General features: G+C 40.4%; 16 protein-coding genes. 7 read left to right on the top strand and 9 right to left on the bottom strand.

The features are described 5' to 3' along the window. A partial coding sequence (ald, locus tag N2257_08145; protein MCX7794355.1) for an alanine dehydrogenase occupies positions 1-894 on the bottom strand: 894 nt, incomplete at its 3' end. 138 nt (positions 895-1,032) lie between these two features. Between ald and N2257_08140 the strand changes: the two genes are divergently transcribed. Both N2257_08140 and N2257_08135 read left to right on the top strand, forming a co-directional pair. Next, complete coding sequence (locus tag N2257_08140; GenBank protein MCX7794354.1) at positions 1,033-1,359, top strand: YnfA family protein; 327 nt, start codon at positions 1,033-1,035, stop codon at positions 1,357-1,359. Positions 1,360-1,498: 139 nt separating this feature from the next. Continuing rightward, positions 1,499-2,332, top strand: coding sequence for a L,D-transpeptidase family protein (locus tag N2257_08135; GenBank protein ID MCX7794353.1), 834 nt, complete (start codon positions 1,499-1,501; stop codon positions 2,330-2,332). Positions 2,333-2,389: 57 nt separating this feature from the next. On the opposite strand, the gene N2257_08130 is transcribed toward N2257_08135, so the two are convergent. The 6 genes from N2257_08130 to N2257_08105 are packed head-to-tail and all read right to left on the bottom strand — an operon-like array spanning position 2,390 to position 6,883. Beyond that, on the bottom strand, positions 2,390-2,803 hold the full coding sequence (locus N2257_08130) for an alanine-zipper protein (GenBank protein MCX7794352.1): 414 nt from the start codon (positions 2,801-2,803) through the stop codon (positions 2,390-2,392). Positions 2,804-2,858: 55 nt separating this feature from the next. Then, positions 2,859-3,455: a DedA family protein gene (locus N2257_08125; GenBank protein MCX7794351.1), complete on the bottom strand. Its 597-nt coding sequence runs from the start codon at positions 3,453-3,455 to the stop codon at positions 2,859-2,861. A gap of 49 nt (positions 3,456-3,504) precedes the next feature. Then, positions 3,505-4,875 (bottom strand): HAMP domain-containing histidine kinase, encoded by a 1,371-nt coding sequence (locus N2257_08120; GenBank protein ID MCX7794350.1) that lies wholly within the window; start codon positions 4,873-4,875, stop codon positions 3,505-3,507. Next, positions 4,865-5,554: a response regulator transcription factor gene (locus tag N2257_08115; GenBank protein MCX7794349.1), complete on the bottom strand. Its 690-nt coding sequence runs from the start codon at positions 5,552-5,554 to the stop codon at positions 4,865-4,867. Before N2257_08115 ends, N2257_08120 begins: the two co-directional genes overlap by 11 nt. After that, positions 5,523-6,386, bottom strand: coding sequence for a phosphatase PAP2 family protein (locus tag N2257_08110; GenBank protein MCX7794348.1), 864 nt, complete (start codon positions 6,384-6,386; stop codon positions 5,523-5,525). Before N2257_08110 ends, N2257_08115 begins: the two co-directional genes overlap by 32 nt. Beyond that, positions 6,383-6,883, bottom strand: a complete 501-nt coding sequence (locus tag N2257_08105) for an NYN domain-containing protein (GenBank protein MCX7794347.1) — start codon at positions 6,881-6,883, stop codon at positions 6,383-6,385. The genes N2257_08110 and N2257_08105 overlap by 4 nt, the downstream gene beginning before the upstream one ends. A 60-nt stretch (positions 6,884-6,943) precedes the next feature. Between N2257_08105 and N2257_08100 the strand changes: the two genes are divergently transcribed. Together N2257_08100 and N2257_08095 are read left to right on the top strand one after the other, a co-directional pair. After that, positions 6,944-7,636, top strand: a complete 693-nt coding sequence (locus N2257_08100; GenBank protein MCX7794346.1) for a response regulator transcription factor — start codon at positions 6,944-6,946, stop codon at positions 7,634-7,636. Further along, the gene (locus N2257_08095) at positions 7,629-8,981 is read left to right on the top strand and encodes a HAMP domain-containing histidine kinase (protein MCX7794345.1); all 1,353 of its coding nucleotides are present in this window, start codon (positions 7,629-7,631) and stop codon (positions 8,979-8,981) included. Before N2257_08100 ends, N2257_08095 begins: the two co-directional genes overlap by 8 nt. Here the strand turns inward: N2257_08095 and sppA are convergent. Then, positions 8,963-9,874 carry a signal peptide peptidase SppA gene (sppA, locus tag N2257_08090; GenBank protein ID MCX7794344.1) on the bottom strand — a complete coding sequence of 304 codons (912 nt, stop codon included), beginning with the start codon at positions 9,872-9,874 and terminating at the stop codon, positions 8,963-8,965. The genes N2257_08095 and sppA overlap by 19 nt on opposite strands. A gap of 192 nt (positions 9,875-10,066) precedes the next feature. Further along, entirely contained in the window at positions 10,067-11,074 is a 1,008-nt protein-coding gene (locus N2257_08085; GenBank protein ID MCX7794343.1) for a potassium channel protein, read from the bottom strand. A gap of 128 nt (positions 11,075-11,202) precedes the next feature. Here N2257_08085 and N2257_08080 point away from each other — a divergent pair, with 128 nt between their 5' ends. The 3 genes from N2257_08080 to N2257_08070 form a co-directional block, all read left to right on the top strand. After that, positions 11,203-11,523: an iron-sulfur cluster assembly accessory protein gene (locus N2257_08080; GenBank protein MCX7794342.1), complete on the top strand. Its 321-nt coding sequence runs from the start codon at positions 11,203-11,205 to the stop codon at positions 11,521-11,523. Positions 11,524-11,555: 32 nt separating this feature from the next. After that, positions 11,556-14,885: a diguanylate cyclase gene (locus tag N2257_08075; GenBank protein MCX7794341.1), complete on the top strand. Its 3,330-nt coding sequence runs from the start codon at positions 11,556-11,558 to the stop codon at positions 14,883-14,885. An 82-nt stretch (positions 14,886-14,967) separates the two neighbouring features. Continuing rightward, on the top strand, positions 14,968-15,261 hold a 294-nt coding region (locus tag N2257_08070), incomplete at its 3' end, for an electron transfer flavoprotein subunit beta (protein MCX7794340.1).

The raw sequence follows: 15,261 nt of genomic DNA, 5'->3' as shown, positions 1-15,261 counted from the left end.
ATTAGAGACGCAGTAATGAATGATTCCTTCGACTTCGTAGATCGGTTCTTCATGGTTTGTCGGTCTTGATGTTTCAGCGACTCCACCTTGGTCAATTGAGACATCTACTATTACAGAGCCCTTTTTCATTTCCTTTAACATATCTCTGGTTATGAGTACAGGGGTTCTTGCTCCGGGAACAAGTATTGAACCGATTATAATGTCTGCATCCTTTAGTTCCTTAAAAAGATTGTATTCATTGAGTACAAGTGTCTTCACTATACCTGAAAATAGCTCATCTATTCTCTTTAACCTCTCAATTCCACGATTTATAACAGTTACATCCATACCTAAACCAATGCCGATTCTTGCAGAGGCGGTTCCAACAACTCCTGCACCTATGATGAGAAGTTTTGCGGGTTTTATTCCGGGCACTCCTGAGAATAAGATACCCCTGCCATTATGGAATCTCTGTAAATAAAAGGCTCCAACAAGAGGAGCCATCCTGCCAGCTATCTCACTCATCGGAGCAAGAAGGGGTAGTGTACCATCCTTCTCAAGGGTTTCATAGGCAAGACCTGTTATCTTTTTTTTAAGAAGAAATCTTATGAGTTCTTCATTAGGTGCAAGATGGAGGTAGGTGAATAGAGCCTGTCCTTCCCTGAAGAGATGGAATTCTTCTGGAAGGGGTTCTTTCACCTTTACTATCAGCGCTGATTGTTTAAAGAGGGTTTCTCTATCAACTATTTCAGCTCCAGAATTCAGGTAATCGGAGTCCTGAAATCCGCTTCCTTCACCTGCACCTTTTTCTATCAAAATCCTATGACCCTCCCTTTTTAACTCTCTTACACCTGAGGGAGTTAGTCCGACCCTGTATTCAGCCTTCTTGATCTCCTTTGGAACACCTACTGTCATATCATTATGATAGCACAAAAATCGGGGATTGAATTCAGGCCATCTAATTGAAGCTTGAATTTTTGCTCTATGGTCTGTGTTATATTAAATGATGGATTTTAACTGCAGATGTATTCTAATTGTTTCTGGAGGAAATTTATGAATATTTTTACCACAACAGGTCTGTTCCTTCTTACAGCCATTGCAGAAATTGTTGGATGTTATCTTCCCTATCTCTGGTTAAAGGGTCGAGCTCCGCTATGGGTCCTTGTACCTGCATCGCTGTCACTGGCGGTATTTGTATACCTACTGAGTCTCCATCCAACAGACGCAGGCCGTGTTTATGCAGCTTATGGAGGAGTTTATGTGGCGACAGCTTTGCTCTGGCTCTGGATCGTTGACGGAGTACGTCCCCACATGTGGGATATTACAGGCTCAGCAGTAGCTATCATTGGCATGGCTATTATTATGTTCGCACCACGCTGAAATACGGAAATATCTGGCCGTGCAAATAAAGCTGAATAAAAATACTATCTTTTTGTCACTTCTGCTCGTCATATTCTGTTCCCCTCTCCGGGCAGAAGAGTTTTATTCCTTTTCTTCCGGTAATTCTGTTATAGGAAAGATGAAGTATTATGAGGTAAAGGAGGGTGAATCACTAATAGAGATTGCAAGGATCTTCAATCTCGGTTACAATGAAATAGCTGATGCCAACCCTGGAACTGATCCCTTTGTGCCGATGCCAGGTAACAGGGTAAAGATTCCCACCATATGGATTCTTCCTGAAAGAAAACCTTCAACAGGCATTGTGATAAATCTCTCTGAAATGAGGCTTTATTACTTCTTTAAAAAGGAAGGCAGGAGTTTTGTAAAGACCTATCCTGTTGGTATCGGTGATGAGGGCTCCGAGACACCAGCAGGTTTTTTCAGGATCACTCATAAGATTGAAAATCCATCCTGGCGAGTTCCTGAATCAATCAGAAAAGAAAAACCCTGGCTTCCGCCTGTGGTGCCACCCGGACCTGATAATCCCCTTGGCAGTCATGCCTTGAGGCTTTCAAGCGGCAGCATACTCATTCACGGTACTGATAGACCCTGGGGTATTGGAAGACAGGTGAGCCATGGGTGTATAAGGCTTTATCCTGAGGATATTGTTAAACTCTTTTATGAAGTCAAGATCGGCACTCAGGTTTTTATAGTGAGGGAACCTATAAAGATAGGAATAAAAGAAAAAGAAATTTATATAGAAATCCATAAGGACCCGATCTCAGGTGACATGAATTATTATGATGAGGCGATCAGGATGCTTGTTAAAAAAAATCTAATCTCTTATATTGAACTTGATAGATTGTATGAAGTAATAAAGAGAAAGGACGGAATTCCTGTTAAAATCGGTAGGCTTACTGAAGAACAATCACCTCCAAAAAATAAGAGCTATGAGAGAGCTATCGTGCATTAATAAAATTAGATTGGGATTTGAGAAAGATCTCAAACCCCAATCTAGACTTTTAAATCATTACTTCTTCTGCTGTAATTCAAAAGCCTTCTGGGCTTTCTTTGCTGCCTGCTCTGCCTTCTCTGTAAGGGCTTCTGCCTTCTTTGCAGCTTCTTCAGCCCTCTTTGCAGCAGCTTCTGCCTTCTCAGCAGATGCTTTGGATGCCTTTACAGCCTCATCTGCGGCAGCTTTTGCAGCAGCGGCTTCAGCCCTTGCAGCCTGAACATCTTTTTCAAGATTGCTGACCTTGCCTTCAAGGGCCTTAATCCTTCCTTCAAGACCATTAATCCTCTGCTCAAGATCATTCAATCTCTGTTCAAGTGCTCCAACCTTTTCATTAAGAGGAGCCATCTCCTGCTGGATTGCTGTCCTCGGTGCACAGGCAAACAATAGACCCATTAATAATACGCCGAAAATAGAAATGCCTTTTTTCATATTATCCACCCCCTTTCTGAATTTATTTAGAGTGTATAACGGATAACAAAAAAAATCAAGCTCTTTTTTTCTGAATGATTATATATATGGCTATTATGAATAGAACAAAGATTACGGCACCAATTCCAGCCTGGGAAGAGTATTTTTTTATGAGCTCTTCATTCTCTCCTATGAAATATCCGATATAGGTAAGCACACTAACCCAGATTCCTGCACCAAGTATTGTGTAAAAGGAGAATCTCACATGATTCATTCCTGCAAGTCCGGCAGGTATTGATATAAGATGCCTTGCCACCGGCAGGAGTCTTCCTGTAAATACCGAGATCTCTCCGTGACTTGTAAAGAAGTTTTCTATTTTTTTAAGTTTCTTTTCACTGAAGAAGAAATACTTTCCGTACCTAATGAAAAAGGGCCTTCCAAAATAATAGGAGATAAAATAATTTATATAGGCACCGGCGAGACTTCCAAGGGTTCCCGAAACAATAGCGCCAAAGATGTTCATCTCGTTTTTTGCTGCAAGATAGCCTGCTGGTGGCATTACGAGCTCACTCGGCAGGGGTATCACTGTACTTTCTATTGCCATTAGCAGAAATATTCCAGGATAACCGAGTGCACCTATGGTTTTTACGAGATACTGTAAAAATTCTTCCATAAGAAATTATACCATATACCTTTGATAAGGTTTGAGAGTACATTAATTTTTACTTTAGATCCCTCAGCAATATCCTGAAGCTGGTTCCCTCGCCCGGTACGCTTTTTACCTCAATCGTTCCACCAAGAAGTCTCACGAGACCATCAACAATGCTAAGTCCTATGCCGAGTCCAGGTGAGGCTTCATCCCTGTAGAACCTTTTAAAGATAAAAGGCAGTCGTGATGGTTCGATTCCTCTTCCTGTGTCAGAGACTGTAATTTCTGCTTTACCTTCCTTATCCTTAATAAGGATGATAACCCCGCCTTTTTCGGTAAACCTGAGGCTATTCTTAAGCAGATTTCTTATTATAATTGTGAGCTTTTCGGGATCTGTTCTTACCACTAATGGTTCACCTTTTACCCTGAGATAAAGTCCCTTTTTACTGAATTCCTGCTCAAGACCTTTCACTCTGTCTTTAATGAAGTCATATAATTCTATCTCTGCAGGATTAAGGGTTGTGAAAAGGGATGCCTCAGCCTTTACAACCTCCTCCATTCCCTCAATTAAAGCTCTGAGTCTTTCAATTTCTGGCTCTATGTTTTTGAGGGCCCTTTCTTGTTCAATAATATTATCCTTCATTGCCTCTATATTGGCGCTGATGACTGTCAGCGGCGTCCTCAGTTCATGAGTAAGCTGGGAACTGAGATGTCTTCTTAGCTCATCTTCCTTCTGAAGTCTCTCGGCCATTCTGTTAAAGGATTCTGCAAGTGCCGAGACCTCATCCTTTCCTTTTATCTCAATCCTGGCTTTTAGATCACCGTCTCTCAGTCTATCTGTTATCTCTCTGAGTTTTATGAATGGCCTTGAGATGAAGTGGCTCAAAAGATAGGCTGTAAAAAGGGAGGCAATGGTAACAAAGATAATTGATCCACCTGAAAATATGATCATCTTTTTCTTAAAGGCCTCTTCCTTGAGTCTAGCAATTCCCCAGGGAGCAAGGCTCCTTACCACAAGTCTTCCCGTGATTGCTTTATGACCGGAAAGACCCTGATCGCTCTCAGAAGGGTGAAGGTCAAAGATTATTTCTTCACCATGAAATTTTTTAAGGTCAATCGTCTCCTCCATCCTTTTTTTCATCTCGGGATGAAGATGATTAAGAATCTTTTCTGAATTTATAATCTCTCTGCCATTAAGATCATATACTCTTATATAAAATCCGAGCATCAGCCCCCAGTGAAGGGAGTCAAGGAGTGTTTGATGGTTCCACTCTCCCTTATCATAGGCTGTCTCGATGGATGACCTGACCCATCCGAGCTGGTCTTTCCTCAGAGAATCGGAATAGGCGACAAAATCCCTGTAGATAAGAGAGGCAAAGATTATGTTTATCACAAAGCCTATAAAGATAATTCCTGAAAAGGCAATAAATAGCTTAATCTTCATCTGGAATACCTGCAAACTTATAACCTGTGCCGTAAACGGTCTTCAGAAACTGAGGCCTTCGGTGATCAACTTCTATCTTCTGTCTGATATTTTTAATATGAACATCAACGGTCCTGTCATAACCTTCAAAATCGTATCCGAATACAGCACTTATTATATCCTCCCTTGTAAATATCTGACCGGGACGGCCTGCCAGTAAAAGCAATATCCTGAATTCTGTATTTGTCAGGGTTACAGGTCTGTTTTTTATGAAGACCTCATGATTTTTTGTGTCGATTATAAGCTCACCTTTATTAAAACTTAATCTCTCTGTTTTTTTAATCTTCCTGAGCCGGGCCTTTATTCTTGCTATCAATTCCTTCGGTCCAAAGGGTTTAACAACATAATCATCAGCACCGGCATCGAACCCCCTTACTTTTTCATCCTCAGAGGATTTTGCTGTCAGCATTATAACAGGTATGTCATAGTGTCTTTTCAGATCTTTACAGAGTTCTTCGCCATCTATGTCAGGAAGGATCAGGTCAAGGATTATCAGGTCTGGCTGTTCTTCTTTGATAAAATTGAGTCCCTCAGCACCTGTTAAGGCATGGGTTACCCTGAATCCCTCTTTTTCAAGATAGAGTCTCAGAATCTCTGCAATCTTTGCTTCATCTTCTATTATTAGAATATGGGGTTTCATGACCTTTCATTAATCTATAAAGCTTAGGTCCTGCTATAAGGACAATTATTGTGAGCATCATTCCAGCTATTACATCAACAACATAGTGATACCTCAAATAGACAGTTGAAATTATAAGTAAGACCACAACAGGTAAAAGAAAGAAGAAGAATTTTTTGCTCACCCTATAAGAGAGAATAAGACAGAGAAGGGCTACGGCGGTATGTCCACTCGGAAAGGCATCTCGCTTAATACCTTCAAGTTTATTAAGAAGCTCATGGATAGACTCCATGAGAAGGAGACCCTCAAGTGGCACTGTGTGGAGATGGCTTATGTAAAATCTCGGTCCCAGGGCAGGAAAGAGGATGTATCCAGTATAGGAGAGATAGAAACAGAGAAGTACCAGAAATAAAGCCTCCTGAAATTCTTCATCCCCCTTTTTAGCCTTTAAGAATATGCCCAGGACAACAGGTATAAAATAATAAGATGTGTAGGCAAGCTGCATTATCTCTGTTAATAAAGGATTAGTAAATCTCTGCAGGCTCACTGTTGGATATGTTCCTGTAAGTATATAATCAAGTTTTAAAAGCAGGGGATCTATATCAACAGGATTTACGGGATGGACCACATATCCAAGGCTATCAAAAAGAAGAACAACACTTACAAAGGGCATGGCTATATCCCAGCCTCTTACAGGGAATCTTATAAACTGAACAGTCATAACTGTGAGATATACAGTGAAGAGGTAGAAAGGTCTGTCTATTTGATTTATAAATATAAGTATTAGAACAAGAAGAAAGCCGGTAAATATTAATGTTAAATACTCTGGAGGTCTCAGATAAATTTTTTTCATAACTTCTTCATTATTCTGAGAAGAACCTTCTCCTTTTTAGATAGATGGACGGATTTCTTTCTATCTTCATAATGGTCTTCTTTTTCAGGAACTTCACAATTATATTCAACCGCTCTTTCATCTTTGAGATATCTCTCGAGTATCCTTTCAAAATCCTCTGCCCTTAGGGGTATGGCTCTACTGGCCCATGCTTCCTTCTGGATGGACCTGTCTGAGCTCACAACAACCCATTCATCCTTCAAACTCTGGAGAAAAGAATATATGAATTCGTCTGCACTTTCTCCGCAAGCAGTGTAAAGGATTTTAACGCTCCCTCTGTTTATGAGCTTTCTTGTTCTGTTTTCCGATTTATGACCATCAAAAATAATTAATATCTGGTGTTTCCTTAATTGGGAGTATTTGATAAGCTTGTTAATAAGGATTTCTCGCTCTTTCTCGAGGTCTTTGTGATAGATACCCATCAGGTTGTAGCCATCTATAATAATTTTAAGTGGCATAGATTATTATAACAGTTAGACCTTCTTGAGAAAATCTCTGGTTCTATAAGATAATTTATTATGTCTCTGCTTATTATTGAGGATGACCAGAAGATTGCAAGGGTGGTAAAACTTTATCTTGAAGGAGCTGGTTTCAAGGTTATTCATGCGCCTGATGGTAAAAGGGGTCTTGAGGAGTTTCTTAGCAAATCTCCCGAGCTTGTTATTCTTGATCTGATGCTTCCTGACATTCCAGGTGAAGAGATATGCAGGACAATAAAGGAAAGAGAAGATATCCCGGTAATAATGCTTACAGCAAAGTCCTCAGAAGAGGAGAGGATAAGGGGTTTCAATCTCGGAGCAGATGATTATGTGGTGAAACCATTCAGCCCTAAAGAACTTGTCTTAAGGGTACAGGCTTTACTGAGGAGGTATAAAAAGTCTGAGTCCTCAGGTAAGGTGATGAGTTTTAATAACGGGCTACTGATTATTGACGAAAGAAGTTATGAGGTCATAAAGGAGAATAAACCACTGAATCTAACACCAACAGAGTTTAAACTCCTTCTTGTTCTGGCATCATCTCCTGATAGAGTCTTTACAAGAGAGGAGCTTGTACGCAGAGCACTTGGTTATGAATTTGAGGGCTATGAAAGGAGCATTGATGCTCATATAAAGAATATCAGACAGAAACTCGGTGATGATCCCAGAAGGCCAAGCTTTATTCTTACCATCTACGGTGTGGGTTATAAATTCATAGGGAAGAAGGATGTTTAAGGGTTTGTGGTTCAGGTTCTTTCTCATTTTTGCCCTCCTTTCCTCTGTCAGTCTTCTTTCCGCTTTCATCCTTAGAGTACTAATGATAGGAGATTTCCGGGAATATCTCGAGGGTGAACTTGAAGACAGGGTTTACTGGGTAATGGCTGACATAGAAGGTTCTTATGAAAGACATTCTGGATGGGATGAAGGAGAGGTTGCTCAGAATGTAATCAGGGCTCTGCTTCTTGGACTTGATATAAGGATACTTGACAGGGATTCAAAACTTATCATGGACAGTGAAAAAGCTATGAACAGATTAACACCGCTCATGAAGAGAAGGGTGGCTGCTCTGGCAAGGATTGAAGATAGGGGCGGAGAATATCTATCCTATCCATTATTCCTTGCAGGTCAGGAGATAGGTATACTGGAGCTGAGGTTTATGAAGCCTTTAAGGGAGGAGATATTTATCAAAAGGACAGACAGTTTTCTCATTATAAGTTTGATTTTTTTTGGTGGACTTTCTATTTTTCTGAGTATCGTTTTTTCAAAAAGATTAACAGCGCCAATAAAAAGATTATCCTCAGCTACCCAGGAAATAAAGAGGGGAAATTTTGATATAACAGTTCCAGTTTCAGGAAATGATGAGATAGCAAGCCTTGCAGAGGCATTCAACAGCATGGTAAGGTCTCTCCGGCTGCAGGAGGACCTTAGAAAAAAACTTATCTCCAATGCTGCTCATGAACTCAGGACTCCCATAAGTGCCATGAGGGCAGAACTTGAGGGCATGATTGATGGTCTTATTCCTGTGAATCAAAATGAACTGCGGTCAGTTTACGAGGAGGTAAGAAGGCTGAGTGGTCTTGTGGAGGCTATTGAGGAGTTTACGAGGGCTCAGGCAGGTGCATTAAATTTAAAAAAAGAGATAATACACCTCAAACCTTTTCTTGAAAATATCATTGACATTCACAGAAGGAAGATAATGGAAAGGGATATCTCTATTGAGCTGAGCTGTAGTGAGCAATTAGATCTCTATGCAGATCCGGAAAAACTGTCCCAGATTGTGATCAATCTCCTGAGTAATGCTATAAAGGCTGTAGTGGAAAAGGGCAGTATATGGATAAAGGCAGAAAGGTCAGATGGAGAGGTCGTTATTGAGTTCAAGGATAACGGTCGGGGAATCAGGGAGGAGGATATGCCCTTTATCTTTGAGAGATTTTACAGAAGATTTGAGGAAGGCACAGGTCTCGGGCTCTCAATTGTAAGGGAGCTTCTGGAGGCCCATGGAGGAAGGATAGAGGTTAAGAGTGAAATTGGAAAGGGTGCGGTTTTCAGGATATACCTGCCTCAGGGTATCCAGAGATAGAGAAATCTCAAATAATCTTGACCTGGAAATTTATTAATATTAAGCGATAGGTTTATATCTGATTCAGAATAAACAGTTGGTCTGTATGTTCCTGGTTTGTAGTATCTTATTAGTCTTATATCTTTTATACCCCTTTCTTTAATATCTTCTATTATGTCATCCATATAACCAATTTTATCTATGAGTTTAGCCTTTAATGCCTGTTCTGCTGTATAAACCCTTCCATCAGCGAGGGTCTTCAGGTCTTCAGATTTTATGAGTTCCTTTCTGTTTTCCTGAATTACACTAAGAAACCTTGTGTGGAGTTCATCTATTATCTTCTGGAATATATCTTTTTCTTCGGGACTTGAAGGTCTGAAAGGTGACCAGGAGTCCTTTTTATCACCTGACTTTACAACCTCGTGCTGGATACCTATTTTTGACATAAGTTTTTCAATATTGAATTTCATTGCAATTACTCCTATGCCTCCTGTAATGGAGGAGGGTGTGGCATAGACCCTGTCGCAGGCCATTGCAATATAATAGGCTCCTGATGCACCTAATCCATCGATGGAGGCATATACAGGAATCTTCTTTTTATCCCTGAATCTTCTGATTTCATGGTATATAACATCTGATGCATTTACTGTACCACCAGGAGAATCAATCCTGAGAATCAGGCCTTTTATATCAGGGTCCTTTTCAGCCATCTGGAGCATCTCCTTTACCAGGCTTACATGGGAGTCCCTTCCGTCTTCCCTGATCATTCCCGTGAGAGGTATGAGCAATATCTTTGCTTTCCCTGTTCCTTCAATGAGCTGCTCTCTGAGAGGTTCTTCTTCTGGCCAGAGAGATATATTTATAATGCATGAAGATAGAAAGAGGCAGAATATCATTATAAGTGAGATTCTCATAAGATTATCTTTAAGATAAAAAAGGCAGTAGGAGTTTCTACTGCTTGAATTTAATAACTTTAATTTCTCTTTGTCTTTTGATACTATCTTTTCATTTATGTAAAAAAATTTTTGAGAAGAAAATGCTATTTTACTGTCTGATGCTTTATTCATGATTTATTTTCTCAAAAAAATTTTCAGAAGTCAATAGAATCAAATATTTCTTGAAGAAGCCATCTTTTCAAGCATGAGGAGACGAGGAGCCTCTCCAAGGACTATTAGCGTATCACCATCTTCAATTCTGGTCTGGGATGTTGGATTGAACTTCATGCTTCCATCTGACCTCTTGATTCCGATAATTATGGCGCCAATTCCCCTTCCTATGTCACTCTCTCCAATGGTCTTTCCCGCAAGCCAGGAATCTTTCCGCACAGGTATTTCTTCAATCTGTATCTCTATATGTTCAGATCTTGTGGCAAATTCCAGGAAGTCAACCACAGTAGGCCTTAAGACAGTATGGGCAATTCGGAGTCCACCTATATGATAGGGTGATACCACTTTGTCTGCACCAGCTCTTTTTAATTTTATCTCTGCTCCTTCTTCAGCAGCCCTTGCAACTATAAAAAGTTCAGGATTCAGACCTTTTGCACTCAAAACCACATAAAGATTCTCTGTATCAGAGGAAAGAACTGTTATGAGACCCTTAGCCTTTTCGATACCAGCATTTTTGAGTACATCATCCTTTGTAGCATCTCCTTCAATATATAATGTTTCTTCATCTGCCGGGAGATTTTCTCTATTTTTTTCAATGATAACAAAGGGAATATTATTAGACCTTAGCTCTTTTGCAATGATCTTTCCCATCCTCCCATATCCACAGATGATATAATGGTCTTTTAAGGAATCGATCTGCTTTTTCATCTTTCTCTTTTTAAAAGCCTCCTTTATCTCTCCTTCAATAATTATCTTTGCTCCTGTTGTTAGGGCATAGGTAAACACTCCAAAACCGCTAATTATAAGAAGTATTGTAAATATCTTTCCATTTGCTGTGAGGTCCTTTACCTCTCTATAACCCACTGTTGCAAGGGTTATAACAGTCATATAAAGGGCATCAAGAAAATTGATCTTTTCTATAATCATATACCCTGCTGTACCGTAGATTACAACACCGGCAATTAAAAAGATTATAAAGACCAGTTTTTTCTGAATCTCCCTGTCCATAGAATAATTATATCAGAGTGATAATAAAGGATTGGCTCTTGTGTTTTAAGAAGTTGCTTTTTTAATGGACAATCGGTTATTTTAATACTGCAACTTTCTGGTTGCAATGAAAAAATTAAGGAGGAAAGATGTTTACAGTATCAGAACTTGCTGCAGAGAAGATCAAGGAGGTACTTGCTGCTGAGGGTAAATCTGGATGGGGTCTCAGGATATTCAGAATAGATGGAGGATGCTGCGGACCATCCTATGGAATGGATATTGATGAAAAAGCTGGCGAAGAGGATGAGGTAATTGAAAAAAATGGACTTAAGGTCTTTATGGACAGGGAGACCTTTGTGACCCTTGGTGGAATGACCCTTGATTTCATAGATGATGGAGAGAGGCAGGGATTTATTCTTTCAGGCAGTAAAGCACCTTCATGTAATTCTGGTTGCAGTAGCTGTGGCTAATTTTAAATAATGCCCATCAGGGGCATCTTGAAGTGCCCCTCCTTAGAAATGGACAGGATGGGGAAATAGGGATGCTCAACATCGGTATTGTTGGTGCTGGCAGAGGTGGCACAGGCCTTCTTGAGGTATTTCTTGCTAATGGTGATGTAAAGATAGTTGGAATCGCAGACTGTGATTCAAAAGCACCCGGTCTTGACCTTGCCAGAAAGTATGGAATCTATATTGCCTCCACTGTAGAAGAACTATCAATAAGAAATCCCCATATTATTATCAATGCCACAGGTAATCCAAATGTTTCAGATTATATAAGAAAGACCTTTCCCTATCCTGTTGAGATAATAGAGGGAACAAGCGCCTGGTTTCTCTGGGAACTAGTAAGGCGTCAGCAGGAGTCAAAAAAGGACCTTGCCATCCTTTACGAAAATGCCTTACTTATAGCGAGGTCAAAGAGCCTGCAGGAAGTTCTGGATAGCATCCTTTCTTCTGCCATGTCCCTTACAGAGACACCTGCCGGAAGTATCAGTTTAATAGAAGGTGAATATATGGTAATGGCTGCTCACAGGGGACTGAGCGAGGAGTTTTTCAGGCAGAAGAAATGGAAGCCAAGACCTCATGGTTTAAGCAGATTTATTTTGAGCAGTAGAGAACCTGTAGAGTGGGAAGATATATCTGAAGATGCCCTTTTTGATGGCACAAATATAAAAAATGAAGGAATAAGGGCACTTCTTGCAAGTCCCCTTCTTCTTGATGGCGGTGTGGTGGGCATCCTTTATCTTAATGACTTCAAGCCCAGGAGGTTTACCGAAAGGCACAAAAAACTTATTCAGCTCTTTTCTGCCTTTGCAGCCCATGCAATAGAAAAATTTCGTTTGATTCATGAACTTGATGAGTCCCTTGCCTATCTTCAGGCAGTTTTTGATGAATCGCAAGACATGATAGTAACTACTGATAATGAAGGAAAAATAGTAAAATTCTCAAAAGGTGGAGAGCGCATTCTGGGATACAGAGAAGAAGAGCTTAAGGGAAGGAAGGCCTCTGAGCTCTATATTAATCCAGAAGAGAGAGATAGGATTCTCGACATCCTTAAAGAAAGGGATGCTCTATTCAATTACGAGACACAGGTTCTCAGGAAGGATGGAAGTCCTGTTGATATAAGCCTTACTATATCAAGGCTCAGAGACAGAAAGGGGAATATAATTGGCACGGTTGGTATCAGCAAGGATATTACAGAGGAAAAGAGGTTAAGGACTGAACTTGCAAGAAAGAATCAGGAGCTTCAGGAACTAAATGAACAGCTTGAGGAGAAGGTAATTGAAAGGACGAGAGAGCTTGAGCGAATAAATGAGGAACTAAGAAGGGCAAATCAGGCAAAGGCAAGATTTATATCAAACATGAGTCATGAGCTAAGAACTCCTCTTACATCCATCCTGGGTTATTCAGAACTCATTCTTGACAGAACATATGGCGATATAAATGAGACTCAAGAAAAATATGTAAGGCATATCATGCAGGCAGGAAAACATCTTCTCCATCTTGTAAACAACATACTTGATCTCGCAAAGATAGAGGCTGGAAAGGTAAACCTTGTTTCTGAAACCATCTCAATCCCTGAAGTGATTAATGAGGTTGTTTTCGTAATGAAACCGCAGGCAGAGAAAAAATCTATTGAGCTCAGTGTAGATGTATCTTCAGAGGTAAAGGATTTTGTTGCAGACAGGGTGAAGCTTAAGCAGATCCTCTACAATCTCCTAAGCAATGCAGTCAAATTTACACCAGAGGGTGGTAGGGTTGGCGTAAAGGCAGAATATATCTCTAAACGCTTTGCCTGGGTATCCTCTGCAAAGAGATTTCTTAAGATAACAGTATGGGATACTGGTATAGGAATCCCTGAGGACCAGAAAGAGAGGGTCTTTGAGGAGTTTGAACAGCTTGATCCCTCTCGTGCTACAGAAGGCACAGGTCTTGGACTTCCTATGACAAAGCGACTTGTAGAACTTCACGGAGGTTATATTGAGCTTGAAAGCATGCCTGGAAAAGGAACATGTTTTTATGTATACCTGCCAGCAATCACTGAAGAGGTGGTTGAGACCTTAAAGAAAAAGACTCTTACAGAAGCCAAAGAAGAGAAGCCCTCCCTTGTGCTTGTTGTAGAGGATGAACCCTCAACAGCAGAGCTTATTGGAATTTACCTTAGGGAAGGTGGCTACAGGGTTGAATTTGCAAGGAATGGCATAGAGGCAATCAGACTTGCAAGAGAGCTTCAACCTTTTGCTGTCATACTTGATATAATGCTTCCAGGGAAAGATGGCTGGGAGGTTCTTCAATCTTTAAAGAGTGATCCTGAGACATCGGATATACCTGTTATCATCCATTCAATTCTTGAGGAGAGGGAGCTTGCCTTTCTTATGGGTGCAACTGATTATATTGTGAAACCTGCTGAAAAATCTGTATTTCTAAAAAAACTCGGAGAGCTCTCCCTTCTCAACAAGAAAAGAAGATTACCGGTCAATATCTTTGTTATTACAGAGGATGAAAGGTGCAGGGAAAAGTTAAAAGACCTTATAGAATCAGAGGGCTTTATATTTCATTATTATAGAGATACCGAAGAGGCGGCAAAGGATGTCCTTCTTATAAGACCGGATGCTACAATCCTTGACCTTGCGATGGGTGAACGAATTGCTGCTTTTATAAAATTATTGAAGGACACACCTGCTACAAAGGAGATACTCATTCTAGGACTTACGGAGAGAGAACTCTCAGCTGATGACAGGATTGCTGGTTTAATAGAGAGGCTTCTGATAAAGGATGTCCTTAGTTCAAAGGAACTGCTGAGCCATCTGAACGAAATAGAACTCCTTCACCCAAGAAGAGCTGGCCTTATTGATGAACTTACGGGTCTTTTTAATTACAGATACTTACAATTGAGACTGATACAGGAATGTAGCAGAGCAAAGAGATATAAGATACCACTTGTCATTGTCCTTCTGGACATAGACCATTTCAGCCATTATGTTAGCAAAAAGGGTATTTATTATGGAAATATTGTTCTTAAAAAGATAGCAGAACTCCTTAAGAAAAATCTGAGAAGCTCTGATGTGGTATGCAGGGCTGGAGAGGATACCTTTGCCATAATCCTTACAAATACCCTTCCTGAACCAGCCATGCAGATAGCAAAGAGATTTCTCACCATGATCCGTGAATATCCATTTATCCATGGAGAGATTCAGCCAAAGGGCAGGATAACTGTGAGTGCAGGACTGGCTGAATTTAAAGGTCAGTCACCAGAGGAATTGCTCCTTCTTACAGAGAGGGCATTAAGACTGGCAAGAGAAAAGGGCAGAGACAGAGTAGAAATGGTTTAGAATCCCCTCAATGTGTTAAAATATTTTTTCTTGAGAGCATCAGCTATATCTTTTGCTTAAAAATAAATATTGGAGGCATAAGATGAAAATTATTGTCTGTATAAAGCAGGTGCCTGATTCATCAGAGGTAAGGATAAATCCTGAGACAGGTACACTGATAAGAGATGGAGTTCCAAGTATCATAAATCCCTATGACCTCCACGCTATTGAGGCAGGACTGCAGATTAAGGAAAAAATGGGAGGAAGGGTCACGGTTATCACCATGGGACCACCTCAGGCAGAAGAGGCATTAAGGGATGCAATTGCAATGGGCGCTGATGAAGCAGTGCTTCTTACAGACAGGGCCTTTGCTGGTGCTGATACATGGGCAACAGCC

It is taken from the genome of Thermodesulfovibrionales bacterium (assembly GCA_026417875.1).
Taxonomy (GTDB): domain Bacteria; phylum Nitrospirota; class Thermodesulfovibrionia; order Thermodesulfovibrionales; family CALJEL01; genus CALJEL01.
The sequence above is the reverse complement of the archived record's forward strand: the minus strand, read 5'-3'. Positions and strand labels throughout refer to the sequence as shown.

Bases quoted from the DNA above. Each gene is read 5' to 3' on its own strand.
- N2257_08105 (MCX7794347.1), bottom strand. From the start codon at position 6,883: ATGCCACTTAAAATTATTATAGATGGCTACAACCTGATGGGTATCTAT.
- N2257_08120 (MCX7794350.1), bottom strand. From the start codon at position 4,875: ATGAAGATTAAGCTATTTATTGCCTTTTCAGGAATTATCTTTATAGGC.
- N2257_08100 (MCX7794346.1), top strand. From the start codon at position 6,944: ATGTCTCTGCTTATTATTGAGGATGACCAGAAGATTGCAAGGGTGGTA.
- N2257_08140 (MCX7794354.1), top strand. From the start codon at position 1,033: ATGAATATTTTTACCACAACAGGTCTGTTCCTTCTTACAGCCATTGCA.
- N2257_08135 (MCX7794353.1), top strand. From the start codon at position 1,499: ATGAAGTATTATGAGGTAAAGGAGGGTGAATCACTAATAGAGATTGCA.
- sppA (MCX7794344.1), bottom strand. From the start codon at position 9,874: ATGAGAATCTCACTTATAATGATATTCTGCCTCTTTCTATCTTCATGC.
- N2257_08125 (MCX7794351.1), bottom strand. From the start codon at position 3,455: ATGGAAGAATTTTTACAGTATCTCGTAAAAACCATAGGTGCACTCGGT.
- N2257_08085 (MCX7794343.1), bottom strand. From the start codon at position 11,074: ATGGACAGGGAGATTCAGAAAAAACTGGTCTTTATAATCTTTTTAATT.
- N2257_08130 (MCX7794352.1), bottom strand. From the start codon at position 2,803: ATGAAAAAAGGCATTTCTATTTTCGGCGTATTATTAATGGGTCTATTG.
- N2257_08110 (MCX7794348.1), bottom strand. From the start codon at position 6,386: ATGAAAAAAATTTATCTGAGACCTCCAGAGTATTTAACATTAATATTT.
- N2257_08115 (MCX7794349.1), bottom strand. From the start codon at position 5,554: ATGAAACCCCATATTCTAATAATAGAAGATGAAGCAAAGATTGCAGAG.
- N2257_08095 (MCX7794345.1), top strand. From the start codon at position 7,629: ATGTTTAAGGGTTTGTGGTTCAGGTTCTTTCTCATTTTTGCCCTCCTT.
- N2257_08080 (MCX7794342.1), top strand. From the start codon at position 11,203: ATGTTTACAGTATCAGAACTTGCTGCAGAGAAGATCAAGGAGGTACTT.